The sequence below is a fragment of the Novipirellula artificiosorum genome, from assembly GCF_007860135.1.
GTDB lineage: Bacteria > Planctomycetota > Planctomycetia > Pirellulales > Pirellulaceae > Novipirellula_A > Novipirellula_A artificiosorum.
This window is the reverse complement of the sequence record NZ_SJPV01000005.1, coordinates 37910-51973: the sequence shown is the minus strand read 5'-3', so window position 1 is coordinate 51973 and position 14064 is coordinate 37910. Positions and strand designations below refer to the sequence as shown.

Below are 14064 nucleotides of genomic sequence, written 5' to 3'. Positions count from 1 at the left end.
GATCAATGATCTTACTTTTGGACAACTACGATTCCTTCGTCCACAATTTAGCTCGCTATTTTCGTTGTCTCCGTTGCGAGACCCAAGTGGTTCGCAGCGACCAAGTGGACGTGGCGGGATGTCGTGAATTGAATCCCGTTGCGATTGTGATTTCTCCTGGACCGGGTCGTCCCGAGGATGCGGGCTGCTCGATCGATGTTGTTCGCGAACTTTCGCACCGCATTCCGATGTTGGGGGTTTGTCTAGGCCACCAAGCAATCGGTGTCGCTTTTGGCGGGGCGGTGCTGCGGTGTGGTCCCGTGCATGGCATGAAATCAACCATTCACCATCATGGAACGGAGATTTTTGATGGTTGCCAATCGCCAACCAACGTGGGACGCTATCATTCACTGGCGATCGATCCGAACAGGGTTCCCCCGGAGTTAAAGGTGACGGCGATGACCGACGATGGAGTGATCATGTCGATCGAACACATCCATCGTCCGGTGTTCGGTGTCCAGTTTCATCCTGAATCGATTCTTTCCGACCAAGGGGAACGGATCGTGCAGAACTTTGTTCAAATCGCGTTTCGCCAAGACAGGAAGGGTCGACATGATTCTTGAGTCGATCGTGACGACGGCTGATCAAGACAACCAGGTCAATCTTGCGCCGATGGGAATCGACGTCTCGGACGCTTTGGCGATCCAGGATCCGATTGGCCAAACCATGGTGCTGCGTCCGTTCCGTACTTCAAAGACCTTTTCAAACCTCTGTCATCAACGGCGTGCCGTCGTGCATGTCAGCGACGATGTTGATCTGTTTGCCCGCGGTGCGATCCATCAGGAAAGGGATCAAACCACCCTCCAATCGTTGGTCCATCCGGTCGGTGACGGTTTGTGGGCACTGCATGATTGTCATCGTTGGTTTGCGGTCGAAATCACGTCATCGAACACGTTGTCGACGCGAGCTTCCTTCGAGTGTCGTGTGCTCCAAAGTGAAGTCATCCGCCCTTTCTTTGGGTTCAATCGGGCAAAACATGCCACCATCGAAGCGGCAATTCTGGCGACGCGTATCCAACTGCTTCCCAGAGAAGAAATCGAATGCCACATGCAGCGACTCAAACCACTTATCGAGAAAACGGCGGGTGAGCATGAAAGGAATGCGTTTTCACGATTGGCCGATTACATTGAATCCCACCTCGCCGCATCCACTTTGAGATCATGACGAACCAACAAGTTCGCGTGATCACTGGCGCGCGTTTGCATTTCGGTTTGCTCGACACACAACCTCCCTACGGAGGCGTCGGAGTGATGATCGATTCACCGGCGACTGAAGTGGTCGTTCGGCGTTCGCAGCGATATCGCCCCTGCGCAAAGGAAACCGAACGCATCGATGCGATCGTGCGCCGTTTTGCTGCCTTCGCCAACCTGAAGGGACTGCCACCCTGTGAAATGCAGGTTCTTCAGCGTCCCGATCCTCACACCGGTCGAGGCAGCGGAACGCAATTGTCGATGGCGGTCGCCGAAGCACTCTGCTTACTGTTTCAAGTTCGATGCAATCGCGAAGATTTGGCGTTCCATGTCGCCGCTCGCGGGAAACGATCGGCCGTCGGGATCCACGGTTACTTTGCCGGAGGGCTGATCTTCGAGGAATCGATGGAGACGGCAGATTTAAACCCGATTCGAGAACGGGTCTCGGTTCCGCACGCGTGGTGCGTCGCCATGTTTCGTTCGCGGCGAACTGTTCCGACGGTTAGCGGTGACTTGGAGCAGAACCAGTTTAACCAATTGCCACCTGCTACGTCGGAGCTTCGTGATGAACTTCGCTGCCTTGCATCCGAACAACTCACCACGGCCATCCAGCGAGAAGATTTCGCCTCGTTTACAGACGCCGTCCATCGATACAATCGAGCCAGCGGCATGTTGTTTGAATCGGTTCAGAACGGCCCCTACAATGGGCCCGCTGTGACTCGGTTGGTCGATTCCCTGATCGATCGCGGTGCCAAAGGGGTTGGCCAAAGCAGTTGGGGGCCAACGGTGTTTGCCTGGTTTGAAACACGACAGGAGGCCGAGTACTTCGTGCGGACACGAAGCAACGCGGAACACGAAGAGGTGCAGTTCGCTGCGCCGAAAAATGAACCGAGAACGGTTCATGAGGGACAACGCTAGAGCTCTGAGTGGATCTTGACAATCGCTTCGGGTAACGCGATGCACTCTTGCTCGAACACTCGCGCGGCCAACGTCTCGGCCGTATCCTCGTCGAGTACCGGGCAAACTCGCTGAACAATGATCGGGCCGTTATCGTATTGGTTGTCGACAAAATGTACGGTACAACCGGTTACCTTTACCCCTCGATCGATGACCGCTTGGTGAACCCGGTGACCGTACATCCCCTCACCCCCAAAAGCGGGCAACAGGGACGGATGGATGTTGACCACTCGGTTTTCAAAATCGTTTGGCACCAAAACATGGTTCAAGTAACCGGCCATCACGACCAAATCAACACCCGCATTGCGGCAAGGATCAAACATTTCGCGTGAATGCTCGAACGGATCACGGTGATCGCGTTTGCGGACACATCGCGTGTCGATTCCATCGTCGCGGGCAATTTCGACGCCTCGCACATCGTCGCGACTGCTGATCACCAAACGAATATCAATCGGCAATCCAAATTCGTCACGACGGTGAATCAAATTCGCGAGCGTCCGACCGCTACCGCTGAGAAACACCGCGATCTTCAGAGGGCGATCCAGCATTACGCTTGCTCCCGCTTGACGAAGATTTGGCCGAACTCGGTTTCGATCGGGAGCACCGTATCGAGTGCGGACGACTTCAACTCGTTCGCCAACGTTTCGCCGCAAATCATCTCTCGATGAGCCGCGATCGCAGCCTTCACATCCGCATCCTGGCTGACCACACCGACCACAATCCGGTCGGTGTAATCGCATTGGATTTCTTTGCGTTGACTTTGGATCGTGCGGATCAAGTCCTTCGCAACCCCTTCCTGTCGCAACTCATCCGTGACTTCGGTATTGAGCACCACAACGCAGCTGGACCCCTGCGCTGCGGCCCAGCCTTGTTTGGCTTGCAAGCGAACCTCGATGTCTTCGTTATCGAGTCGAAGCGATTCCCCCCCGGGGAGTTCAATCGATACGAAGCCGTCGCGGCCGAGTGTGGTCAAGAGTGTGTTGCCGTCGGTTTCCGCCAGCGTCTTCTTCACCGCCGGCATGTTTTTGCCGACTCGAGGACCGAGCCGCTTAAAATTGGGGACGACACTGTACTGCACGTATTGCTCCCCATCGGTTGTGTAGTCGACCGCTTTCACGTTCAACTCCTCACGAACAAGTGAATCGTGAGTTTTCAGCCAAGCGATTTCGGATTCATCGGTCAGTACCACTTCCACCTTTGACAGTGGCAATCGGACTTTCAATTTCGCTTCGGCGCGAGCTGATCGGCCCAACGATGCAATTTCGCGCAGCAACTTCATGCTGTCCGATAACTTCCCATCAATCCTTGACGACTCGGCGACGGGGTAATCGCAAAGGTGAACGCTTTTTCGGGCTCGATCCGCAAACGGATGTGTCAAATGTTGCCACAATGTCTCGGCCAAAAACGGGACAAATGGAGCAACGAGCTTGGTGGTTTGAAGGAGCGTTTCGTAGAGCGTCCAGTAGGCGTCGTGCTTGTCCTGCGAATCGGTATCGCTGGACCAATATCGATCTCGACTGCGCCGCACGTACCAATTGCTGAGCGCATCGACAAACGCCGTCAACCCTTGACAAGCATTGTAGTTATCGAGTGCATCCATCCGAGTGACCACGATCTCGGTCGTTCGGTTCAGTTCCGACAGAATCCATCGATCGATCTCGCTGCGTTGGTCGACGTCACGATAGGTTGGCGCGGATGCAAGGGATTCCGTCGACAATTGATTGTCCGCCTTCGATGCCGAGGTCGGATCAAACCCATCAATTCCAGCATAGATGCTGAAGAAACTGAACACGTTCCAGAGTCGCAGCAGGAATTCAGGAATGGAATCCTTGATGGATTGTTCGCGGTATTGGATGGCGGTCCAAGGCGGTTGCCCCGCAAAGAAAAACCATCGAAGCGCGTCGGCACCGTACTTGTCGAAGATTTCGCTCGGCTCGCGATAGTTCTTCTTGCTCTTGCTCATCTTCTTGCCGTCTTCGCCAAGCATCAGCCCAAGCACGATGCAATTGCGATACGGGTGCGGAAACGGTTCGGAGGATGTTTTGGTGACCTGGTCAGACGATTTCGAGAAGCTGGCTCCCTCGGTGAGGCTGGCCCCCTCGCCAAACAACATCGTGCTGATCGCCAATTGGCTATAGAACCATCCACGCGTTTGGTCGAGTGCTTCGCTGATGAAGTCGGCGGGGAATTGGTCGCGGAACCGGTCATCGTTCTGCTGTGGCCATCCCCACTGGGCAAAAGGCATCGCACCACTGTCGTACCAGCAATCGATCACCTCGGTCACCCGTTGCATTCGCGCCCCCTCGGCATAGGGCGAATCGTACGTCACCGAATCGATGTACGGTTTGTGCACCCGCAAATCGTCCGCCAATTCGGGGTTCGCGGCTTTTGCATCGGCCCACACCTCGGTCCCGTCGATTCCCGGTTTGGCCAACAATTCGTCATAGTTCCCAATCGCTTCCATTTGCCCCGTTTCTTGACAAACCCAAATCGGCAGCGGCGTTCCCCAATACCGTTCTCGCGACAAGGCCCAATCGACGTTCGATTCCAAGAAATTACCGAAGCGACCATCACGGATATGCTCGGGTTGCCATCCAATCTTCGCGTTGTTCTTCAGCATCAGGTCACGAAAACGGGTCGTCCGAATAAACCAACTCTGCCGCGGATACTGGATCAATGGATCCTCATCCGCGCGCCAGCAGAACGGGTACTCGTGCAAGTATTGCTCCAGCAGGAGCAGTCGACCCGCTTCACGTAGCGTTCGCGAAAGCGGCTTGTCGGCATCCTTGACCCAAACACCTTTCATCTCCGCAAAGTCGTCTGTAAATTTCCCGTCTGGCCCAACGGCACATAGCAACTCAGGACGTTCCGATTCAACAAATCGTTTCTGCTCGGTCATCAAGACTTCATAGTCGACCTCGCCGAATGCCGGTGCCTGATGAACCACACCGCTACCGGATTCAATCGTGACAAAATCGGCCGCGACGACGCGCCACATTTGATGCTCGGTTTCGCCACCGACCAACGTGCCGGTCGCGTCGCCAAGCGTCTTGTAGTAGTTATCGAACGGCGGGACGTATCGGTTGCCAACCAGCGATTTCCCGAGCAACGTTTCGACCACCGGCAAGTCTCGCTTCAGTTTCGCCGCGATGGTTTCGACTAACGCCGAAGCGATGACAAGTTCAACATCAAGCTCTTCGTCACGGACGACGGAATACTCAAGTTCAGGGTGAACCGCAGCGAACATGTTGCTCGGCAGGGTCCAGGGTGTGGTGGTCCAAACGACGAGCGAACGACCGGGCGAATCGACCAGGGGAAACAAAACGTAGACACTCGGGTCGGCCACTTCACGGTAACCTTGTCCCACTTCGCCAGCCGATAGTGCCGTTCCACCTTGTGCCCACCACCACACGATCTTGTGACCTTGGTACAACAACCCTCGCTCAAACAGGGTCTTCAGACTCCACCATACGCTCTCGACATAGCTTTGATGGTAGGTCACGTAAGCTTCGTCAAGATCGACCCAAAACCCCAATCGGCGCGTGAGCGTTTGCCACTGCTGCATGTACCGCCAAACACTTTGTTGGCACTTCTGGATAAACGGTTCGATGCCGTAGGCCTCGATCTCTTCCTTGCTGTGGATGCCGAGTTCTTTGCCAACCTCAACCTCGACCGGCAAGCCATGCGTATCCCAACCCGCTTTCCGTTCGCAGCGATAGCCTCGCATCGTTTTGTAACGCGGAAAGACGTCTTTGATCGCGCGGGTCAAACAGTGCCCCGGGTGCGGCATCCCATTGGCCGTCGGCGGGCCTTCGTAGAAAACGAATGACGGCGCGTCGCGACGTTGAGCTAGCGATTGGTTGTAGATGTCGTTCTCGTCCCAGAACTGCAGGATCTCCACTTCCAGTTCGGGAAAGCTCGGGCTGCTCGGGGGGGCGCGAAAGGGGCTGACAGAATCAGACATCGGCATTGATTTCGGGTGAAAAATGGCACGGTCGCAAACGAAGCCGAGCGACACGAACACGCTCGTCGACGTTCAGAGTGACAAAGCGGGAAAAGATAGCCGATTTTGTAGCCACGGTCAGGGTGTCGGCCTGAGGACGAAGCGGTTTGCTCAGTCGACCAAGTCATCGGCATCGTCAAAATCATCGAAATCTTCAAAGTTTTCGACTTCCTCGCCCTCTTCACCGCTGCTTAGGCCAAACTCAGCACTGATTTCATCGTCGATCTCGATCTCATAGTCATCGTCGAGTTCTTCTTCGAAGTCGTCGTCAAAATCGTCGTCGAAGTCGTCCTCGTCGATGTCGTCGAACTCGTCCACATCGTCGTCTTCGTCGAGCCCATCATTGAACCCTTCGTCCGTTCCAGGAGCTTCCTCGTCGCCGGTGCCGAAGCCATCATCATCGTCGTTGTCATCGTCATCATCGTCCAAGTCATCCTCGTCGTCGTCGTCAAGGCTCGAATGCGGCGACGAGACGGTCCCACGCCGCAACGGGGATGCCGGGAAATCTGTTCCTGTCAGGGATCCCCCCCTCAATTCCGGCTGATTCCACTCGGTCGAATCCAAACAGGACTCCATGCTGGGCGCCGAATCACTCGGAGCCATTTGCTGTGCTGCGAATTGCTGTGCTGCGAATTCGTGAGGCGCGGTTTCGATTTGAACAGGAGCAGCGATAGACATAGGAAAGGGAAGTCTCGAAAGATTCGTGAAGAAAATGCTGGCAGCTTCAGTCTTGCTGCAGCCGTTCAACCGATGAATTTGGGCAAGCTAGGGAAACTCACATGAGTTTCTCGGTCGATCCGGTTTTGTCAACGCCGTGAAGCTGGACGGGCCGATGGTGGATGCAGTGATCTGGCTAACTTGAGCCACATTTTGATACCTGACATCGAACCGACAAGCCGACTGCGGGGATTTCAGGACAGGATTTTGGCCAGAATTCGTGATTTCCCCGATTTTGGCTCGTTTGAGCCGATGACTTCGGCCCCATTTCCTCGGCCGAAGCAACCAGAAACAGGCAATCCACTCGATACGGATCCGACATGACCAAGTTTGCCGCCTACGCTGCCAGCCTTATCGCGATTTGCTCCTTCGCCTTCGCCGCAGGGTGCGCAGGACGACAATACTCACACATTTTGAGGCAAGACGACGTCGATATGGTCGGCAGCCATGCAGCGGGAGCCGCGACTTGGAACCCCTTGGTTGACGAGTCGGTCGCCAAGTTGCTCGGCCGTTGCCCTCCTGCGATCCAGGCGGTTGGATTTGACATGTCGGGGCAGGTTCCCGGCCAGTTGGCTGGCCATATCGGGGCCGAGGGACAAGTCGGATCCGCTTTAGCGGCGGGGCCTGCGACCGTATGCTTCATAGGCATTGAAAACAAGAGTGCCGAAGAGCTGATCGATTTCAAGGACCAACTGTACGAACGGGTCGATTCGCAGATCAATTCGGCTGAAACGTTCCGTTGCATTAGCCGCCGGATGGTCGATGCGGCACTGCTTGAGACTCGGCTTCGCCCCGATTCGCTTTTTCTGCCTGAGAATCGACAGATTTTTGCCGCCGCGCTCGGCAGAGCGGGCACGCCCGTCGACTATTTGCTCTACGCGACGATCACCAGTGGCACCACAGACCGGAACAGCAGTAGCCAGCGGGACTATGTTTTGACGCTTGAGATGGTGAACCTCAACACGGGCGACTTCCTGAAGGAATCGGCCAAGATCCGTAAAGGCTACTCGAAAGCTCGCACTGGAAAATGGTGGAATTACGGGCCCTTCGGCCAAGCAGATGGTTGAGCCAGCAAACTCGCATGTATCGATTTTGGTCTTCCGCTCTGCCGCTCGTCGTTCTGCTGGTCATCAGCGGATGTGCGGGGGGGCTGCGCAAGATCGACAACGCTCGCGGGGCTTTTGCGGCGGGCGATCTGGACACCAGTGCCGAAACGCTGTCCGAACTCGCTGAATCACGACGCCGTTTTGCGGATGCCGCAGCACTCGACTTGGCCATGGTTGAACTGGCAAGGGGCGATGCTCGATCGGCAGAACAACGCTTTCGCAAACTGCGTGATCAATTCGACGCCCAACCGAAGCTTGCCCCCCTATCCGAAGTGGCGTCGATCGTAACCGACGATACCGCTCGCGTTTTTCGCCCGACCGGGTACGAACAAATCATGATCCGCACCATGTTGGCGGTTTGCTCCTTAGCTACCGACGGTGCAGACGCGGAAAGCTACGCGATGCAGGCGGTGATGCGGCAGAAGGAACTTGCCTCGGAAGCCGAAGATCGTGGCGTGGAGGATGTTTCCCAGGCGTATCAAGCGGTTGCGTTCGCTCCGTACATCCGCGGTATTTTACGTGAAGCGACTCACCACGATTACGACGATGCCGCAAAAGCGTACCAATTGGTCAGTGCGGTCCAACCCAGTTTTCGTGCGGCCACCCGCGACATGGAAAGGGCCAGCGTTGGCAGTCACAGTGCACCGGGGCACGGTGTGCTGTACGTGATCGGCTGCGTCGGCCGCGGTCCGGTGCTACGAGAAGTTGAAGCGCCGACAACGACTTCGGCCATGCAGATCGCCTCATCGGTGTTGAACGCCCAAAACAACCGTGATAACGACGAAGGCGACAGCGGCGACGTTATCGCCTTACCAAACATCGCATCCGTGAAGGTGCCAGCGGTCTTTGTGCCCGATTCGGGAATTGTCGCAATCGGCGTCCGAGCAGATGGTGTTGCCGTGGGAGTGACCGAGACGTTGACCGACGTTGGCATGCTGGCACAACAGCAAAACGACGCCGAAATGCCATGGACGATTGCTCGAGCGGTGATCCGACGCGCGGCAAAAGAAACCGCTGTCGCGACCGCTGGCAACTCACTCGGGCTTTCCGGTACAGCTGGGTCACTGTTCCATTTTGCCGCCTCCTCGGCATGGAGCAGTACTGAACACGCTGACACGCGGTGCTGGGGGTTGCTCCCACGGCAAATTCAAGTGCTTCGGGTCGAATTGCCAGCGGGCGAGTATGACATCGGACTCCATTCGCTCGGCCCCACGGGAATGGAGATGGGCATCGGTCGAATCAAGCCGATCACCCTGATCGACGGGAAGAACGAATACATGATCGCGATCGCGCCCGACGAGACGATCTATTTGGCAAAATAGTTTACAATGCGTCGTCACCCGCTTGGACCACTTCGTGGTTGTCGGTTGTTCTCGCGAGCAACTTCGTCTCGGTGTCAGGAAACGCGTCATCGTCAAACGCCCCTAAATTCGTGTCTCTCCTCAAGGTCCACCGATGTCGCCACCTCGCGCTGCCATCTACACCGGTTCATTCGATCCGATCACGCTCGGTCATCTGCATATCATCAATCGGGCAGCCAAACTGTTCGACGCGTTGATCATCGGCATCGGGATCAACGAAGGCAAACGCCCCCTGTTTGAAACGTCCGAGCGAGTTTCGCTTGTGCAAACGGTGACCACCCATCTCGACAACGTTCGCGTGGAAGTGTTCGATGGTCTGGCCGTCGATTTCGTCCGCCAGATGGACGCTCGGATCATGGTTCGTGGGATCCGGCCCCTGACCGACACGGCGGGTGAGTTTACGATGATGATGGCCAACCACCAACTCGACCCAGGCATCGAAACGGTGTTCTTGATGGCTGATGAACGGTTCACGCACGTTAGCAGTTCGCTGCTGAAGCAGATTGCCTCGATGAGCGATGATGATTCTCAGTTGGCCAAATTCGTTCCGCCCCAAGTCATTCCCGCACTTCGAAACCAGATGGGCCGGTGCGACTGACCCACCTCGAACTTGCCAAATCTCGCTGGCGAACTACAGTCCCCACGTGAATCAAACGTTAGCACCTCGAGACAGAGCGTACGGCGGGATCCTGGATGTATCAGAAACACTACTTGATCGTTGGCGGCAGTCATGGCATCGGCTTCGGTATCGTCCAACGACTGCTAAGTCAAGGAGCTGCCGTGACCATCGTCTCACGGACTCGCGGGCGGCTTGACGAACTCGATGCAGACACCACTTCGAGCATCCACCACGTAGCGGCAGACGTGACGGGTGACCAGATCGATACGTTCCCCCTACCCGATCGGCTCGATGGACTGGCGTATTGCCCGGGCTCGATCAACTTGTCGCCGCTCCGGATGACGAAGCCAGAGCTGCTGCGCAGCGATTTTGAAGTAAACGTGGTCGGCGCGGTTCGCGTAATGCAACGAGCGGCGGCTTCCCTCAAAGCGGCGGATCTGTCGAGCATCGTTTTGTTTAGCACGGTGGCGGTTGGCACCGGGTTGGCGATGCACACCTCGGTCGCTGCCGCGAAGGGAGCTCTCGAAGGGGTCGCCCGTAGCTGGGCTGCAGAACTTGCTCCCAAAACTCGAGTCAATTGCATCGCTCCTGCTTTGACCGACACGCCGCTCAGCGAACGGTTGCTCTCAAGCGAGGCAAAACGAAGCTCGATGGCCAAGCTGTACCCGCTCGGCCGCGTCGGCACCATCGACGATATCGCCTCGATGGCGGTCTTTCTGCTTGGCGAAGCGAGCAGCTGGATCACGGGACAGGTCATTGCTGTCGACGGTGGTCTGTCTCGCGTGAAATCGATGTAAGCCATGCCCGATGGAAACACCGTTCATTGAATCGCCGACGATCACTTGCGGGCCAACGGGACCGTCGATCGCAGCGCGCCCCTAGCTGGACGGTTCTGCCGGAAATCCTCGAATCGGGGGCTCAAGCACCCCTTGGCTGTTACGCCACATCAGCGCGCCTTCGACGACCATCCATGCTTGCAATGCCAAGATTCCTATCCCGAACACAATCAGTGTCCAATTGCGGTCGGGGATCCAGTTGTAGACCAAGTCGTAGGTCATCGCCCAAGCGGGCATCACCAGCATGATGGCCATCGGGATGGCGACAAACGCGAAGGGTTTGCTGCGCCGAACCAAGTAGAACACGGCGACCATCAAGGCCAAGCCAGCAAGCAATTGGTTGGTCGCTCCGAACAGTGGCCACAGCACCATCCCCCCGGTGCCCGGCTTGTCCCCCACGCCGAGGGCGATGGCTGCGGCGACTCCTACCGCAACTCCGGTCGCGACGAATCGATTGGTCAGCGGCTTGATGTGAAGGCTGTTGCCCAATTCCTGCAGTACATAGCGTTGCAAACGCGTCGCGGTGTCCAGGGTGGTCGCAGCGAAACAGGCGACCAAAACCGCCATGATGGCGATGGCGAACTTCAGCGGCAGACCGATCACGGACAGGAAGTTTGCTCCGCCGTCGATGAAGGCCGCCAACTTCTGCGGCAACTTGTGATCCTTCCATCCGCCGGGCGTTCCGTCCGCCTTGGTGGTCCGGTAGTAGGTCCGCCAGGCAGCGGACCCGGTCAGCGCGGTTCCATCCGCGGCAACGACGTTGGAGTATTGACCGACACCCTCTACGGTCGTTCGTTCGACAGGCCCCATCCCAACGCCAGCGCAACACGCAAGAATCACCAACACGGCCAAGGCGCCTTCGAGCAGCATCGCCCCGTAGCCCACCGCTTGCGCGTCGGTTTCACAATCAATCTGCTTGCTGGTCGTACCGCTGCTGACCAAGCAATGAAAACCGCTGCAAGCGCCACACGCGATCGTGATGAACAGGAACGGTAAGATCGGCGGCGCATCAGCAGGCACATTTTCCGGTTTTGCAATCGCGGGAGCCGATGCGATCAAGTCGGCTTGGCCCGAAAAGGATGCAAGCGTCAAACCGATCACCAAAAGTGCCAGCGCAACGTAGAGTTGGTGACTATTGATGTAATCACGTGGTTGTAGCAACAGCCACACTGGCAACACCGAAGCCAAGAAAGCGTAGACCAACAACACCAACGTCCAAACCACCACGGGAGTGAAAAATCCACCCTCGTTCGCCGGCAGTTCAATCGGCCAAACATAGGCTCCGCAGTAGACGGCTGCGTACAAAATAAGCAAGCCCATCAAGCTGGGGATAAGCAAGTGGCCGTTTTTCTTGTAGACCCAAATCCCGATACCGATCGCCACCGGCATTGCGATCCAGACGCTAAGGACCGATTCGGGGTAGATCGCAAAGATAATCGCAATGACGAGTCCAAAGATCGCGAGCACGACCGACAAGGCAAGCGCCAAGACACTTAAGAAAAGTACCTTCGCTCGCGGGGAGATCAGCCGCCCCGCCACTTCGCCGATCGTTTGACCACGATTCCGCAGCGAAATCACCAATGCTGCCATGTCATGCACGCCGCCAATCAAAATGGAACCAAAAACCACCCAAAGCAGCGCCGGCAACCAGCCCCAAAAGACCGCTAACGCAGGCCCCACAATCGGCCCCGTCCCCGCAATGCTGGTGAAATGATGCCCAAAAATGACCGACCGACGCGTAGGGACAAAGTCAATGTCGTCACGCAATTCATGGCTCGGAACGACTGCATCTTTGCGGAGCCCGAACAACCGGCGTGCAAGCCATCGCCCGTAGGTATGGTAAGCGACGATAAAACCGACGAGCGATGCAAACGCGACAACCAAAGTGCTCATGGAACGCAGCGGATCAGGGAAGGAGGAAGCAACAAACCCACAGGGCAACCGCCCTATAGTAGTAGAAGATGAGATCCGCCCTATAATACCGCGAAACAGATGGAGGCGTTGTACGGTCAGCGTCGGTTCGAAGCAAAAATTGAAACGGGAAATACGAAGCGTGGGCGATTCAATCGAAAAAACAGTCATCATCGGTAGTGGTCCCGCAGGCTGGTCGGCAGCCATCTACGCTGCCCGCGCGAATCTGACCCCCGTCGTTTACGAAGGCACCGTGCGGCCCGAAATGATCCCGCTCGGGCAATTGGCGTTCACGACCGAAGTCGAAAACTATGCCGGTTTTCCTGCGGGCAATGTTCGAGCCTTCGTGGAATCCGCGGTTGACAAGGATCGTCACTGGAACTTGCCCATGGCGCCAGCGGGACATGAAAAAGATGGCGCCCCGCACTATGCGGTCCAAGGGGTCGAATTAATGGAGCTGATGAAACAACAAGCACTGAACTTCGGCACACGAGTGGTGGGGGATGACATCGTTAGCGTCGATTTTTCGGATGACGTCCATGTTTTAACGACCCTCAGCGGTGAGACCGTCAAAGCACACACCGTGATCATCGCGACCGGCGCAAGAGCCAACTACATGGGGCTCGAGAGCGAAGAGAAGTACAAGAACAAAGGCGTCAGCGCTTGCGCGGTATGCGACGGAGCACTGCCGATTTACCGAGGCAAACCCTTGGCCGTCGTCGGTGGAGGTGACTCGGCCGTGGAAGAGGCGACGTATTTGGCAAATCTAAAAGATGCTGCGACCATTTACATGATCATTCGTCGTGACCAGATGCGTGCCTCTCAAGTCATGCAAGACCGCGCGCTGAACCATCCGAAGATTGAAGTACTTTGGAATACCGTCGTCGACGAAGTCCTCGGGGATGAGAAGATGGTGAACGGCTTGCGATTGAAGAGCACAGCGGATGGCTCCAAGCGAGAATTGGCGGTCGGTGGCATGTTTGTTGCCATCGGACACACACCGAACACGGCGTTCCTCGATGGGGCGGTTGCGATGAACGAGGCGGGCTACATCCAGTGGTCGAAATCGTTCCGCACTAACACAAGCGTGAAGGGAGTTTTCGCCGCGGGGGACGTCGCGGACGACTACTATCGCCAAGCAATCACTTCGGCTGGAACCGGATGCATGGCGGCGCTCGATGCTGAACGCTACTTGGCAGAACGAGAAGCCTAGTCGTGCAGGTTAACGTCTGAGGGCGAGATGCTAGTGGACCGTCAAGGTTACAACGGCGAGTTTGGACGTAGTGGACTTCGCCAGAAGTCCCTAAGAACATTTGAGTTACGGA

12 protein-coding genes are annotated in these 14064 nt (G+C 56.5%); 8 read left to right on the top strand and 4 right to left on the bottom strand.

What is annotated here, in order from left to right:
- Positions 1 to 5: 5 nt before the first annotated feature.
- Genes Poly41_RS14995 through Poly41_RS14985 form a run of 3 tightly spaced genes read left to right on the top strand, consistent with a single transcriptional unit; the run spans position 6 to position 2147 of the window.
- Positions 6 to 602, top strand: coding sequence for an anthranilate synthase component II (locus Poly41_RS14995; protein WP_146527253.1), 597 nt, complete (start codon positions 6 to 8; stop codon positions 600 to 602).
- A complete protein-coding gene (locus Poly41_RS14990) occupies positions 592 to 1203 on the top strand; it encodes a DUF447 domain-containing protein (RefSeq protein WP_146527251.1) in 612 nt (203 codons plus the stop codon). The genes Poly41_RS14995 and Poly41_RS14990 overlap by 11 nt, the downstream gene beginning before the upstream one ends.
- Positions 1200 to 2147 (top strand): beta-ribofuranosylaminobenzene 5'-phosphate synthase, encoded by a 948-nt coding sequence (locus Poly41_RS14985; RefSeq protein WP_146527249.1) that lies wholly within the window; start codon positions 1200 to 1202, stop codon positions 2145 to 2147. The genes Poly41_RS14990 and Poly41_RS14985 overlap by 4 nt, the downstream gene beginning before the upstream one ends.
- On the opposite strand, the gene purN is transcribed toward Poly41_RS14985, so the two are convergent.
- From purN to Poly41_RS14970, 3 genes are all read right to left on the bottom strand, one after another.
- Positions 2144 to 2734: a phosphoribosylglycinamide formyltransferase gene (purN, locus tag Poly41_RS14980; RefSeq protein ID WP_146527247.1), complete on the bottom strand. Its 591-nt coding sequence runs from the start codon at positions 2732 to 2734 to the stop codon at positions 2144 to 2146. The two genes, Poly41_RS14985 and purN, sit on opposite strands and share 4 nt — an antisense overlap.
- Entirely contained in the window at positions 2734 to 6150 is a 3417-nt protein-coding gene (gene ileS, locus Poly41_RS14975) for an isoleucine--tRNA ligase (protein WP_146527245.1), read from the bottom strand. The genes purN and ileS overlap by 1 nt, the downstream gene beginning before the upstream one ends.
- Before the next feature lie 150 nt (positions 6151 to 6300).
- The gene (locus Poly41_RS14970; RefSeq protein WP_390621428.1) at positions 6301 to 6867 is read right to left on the bottom strand and encodes a hypothetical protein; all 567 of its coding nucleotides are present in this window, start codon (positions 6865 to 6867) and stop codon (positions 6301 to 6303) included.
- A 359-nt stretch (positions 6868 to 7226) separates the two neighbouring features.
- Between Poly41_RS14970 and Poly41_RS14965 the strand changes: the two genes are divergently transcribed.
- From Poly41_RS14965 to Poly41_RS14950, 4 genes are all read left to right on the top strand, one after another.
- The gene (locus Poly41_RS14965) at positions 7227 to 7973 is read left to right on the top strand and encodes a penicillin-binding protein activator LpoB (protein ID WP_146527243.1); all 747 of its coding nucleotides are present in this window, start codon (positions 7227 to 7229) and stop codon (positions 7971 to 7973) included.
- A gap of 14 nt (positions 7974 to 7987) precedes the next feature.
- On the top strand, positions 7988 to 9334 hold the full coding sequence (locus Poly41_RS14960) for a hypothetical protein (RefSeq protein ID WP_146527241.1): 1347 nt from the start codon (positions 7988 to 7990) through the stop codon (positions 9332 to 9334).
- Positions 9335 to 9467: 133 nt separating this feature from the next.
- The gene (gene coaD, locus Poly41_RS14955) at positions 9468 to 9971 is read left to right on the top strand and encodes a pantetheine-phosphate adenylyltransferase (protein ID WP_197231358.1); all 504 of its coding nucleotides are present in this window, start codon (positions 9468 to 9470) and stop codon (positions 9969 to 9971) included.
- A 95-nt stretch (positions 9972 to 10066) separates the two neighbouring features.
- Complete coding sequence (locus Poly41_RS14950) at positions 10067 to 10789, top strand: SDR family NAD(P)-dependent oxidoreductase (RefSeq protein WP_146527239.1); 723 nt, start codon at positions 10067 to 10069, stop codon at positions 10787 to 10789.
- A gap of 81 nt (positions 10790 to 10870) precedes the next feature.
- Here the strand turns inward: Poly41_RS14950 and Poly41_RS14945 are convergent, their stop codons facing one another.
- On the bottom strand, positions 10871 to 12721 hold the full coding sequence (locus Poly41_RS14945) for a carbon starvation CstA family protein (protein ID WP_146527238.1): 1851 nt from the start codon (positions 12719 to 12721) through the stop codon (positions 10871 to 10873).
- A gap of 160 nt (positions 12722 to 12881) precedes the next feature.
- Here Poly41_RS14945 and Poly41_RS14940 point away from each other — a divergent pair, with 160 nt between their 5' ends.
- Positions 12882 to 13952: an NAD(P)/FAD-dependent oxidoreductase gene (locus Poly41_RS14940; RefSeq protein ID WP_231615671.1), complete on the top strand. Its 1071-nt coding sequence runs from the start codon at positions 12882 to 12884 to the stop codon at positions 13950 to 13952.
- The last annotated feature ends 112 nt before the right edge of the window (positions 13953 to 14064 follow it).

Excerpts from the sequence above, each read along its gene's own strand:
- Poly41_RS14995 (WP_146527253.1), top strand. The coding sequence starts at position 6 with ATGATCTTACTTTTGGACAACTACGATTCCTTCGTCCACAATTTAGCT.
- Poly41_RS14990 (WP_146527251.1), top strand. The coding sequence starts at position 592 with ATGATTCTTGAGTCGATCGTGACGACGGCTGATCAAGACAACCAGGTC.
- Poly41_RS14985 (WP_146527249.1), top strand. The coding sequence starts at position 1,200 with ATGACGAACCAACAAGTTCGCGTGATCACTGGCGCGCGTTTGCATTTC.
- purN (WP_146527247.1), bottom strand. The coding sequence starts at position 2,734 with ATGCTGGATCGCCCTCTGAAGATCGCGGTGTTTCTCAGCGGTAGCGGT.
- ileS (WP_146527245.1), bottom strand. The coding sequence starts at position 6,150 with ATGTCTGATTCTGTCAGCCCCTTTCGCGCCCCCCCGAGCAGCCCGAGC.
- Poly41_RS14970 (WP_390621428.1), bottom strand. The coding sequence starts at position 6,867 with ATGTCTATCGCTGCTCCTGTTCAAATCGAAACCGCGCCTCACGAATTC.
- Poly41_RS14965 (WP_146527243.1), top strand. The coding sequence starts at position 7,227 with ATGACCAAGTTTGCCGCCTACGCTGCCAGCCTTATCGCGATTTGCTCC.
- Poly41_RS14960 (WP_146527241.1), top strand. The coding sequence starts at position 7,988 with ATGTATCGATTTTGGTCTTCCGCTCTGCCGCTCGTCGTTCTGCTGGTC.
- coaD (WP_197231358.1), top strand. The coding sequence starts at position 9,468 with ATGTCGCCACCTCGCGCTGCCATCTACACCGGTTCATTCGATCCGATC.
- Poly41_RS14950 (WP_146527239.1), top strand. The coding sequence starts at position 10,067 with ATGTATCAGAAACACTACTTGATCGTTGGCGGCAGTCATGGCATCGGC.
- Poly41_RS14945 (WP_146527238.1), bottom strand. The coding sequence starts at position 12,721 with ATGAGCACTTTGGTTGTCGCGTTTGCATCGCTCGTCGGTTTTATCGTC.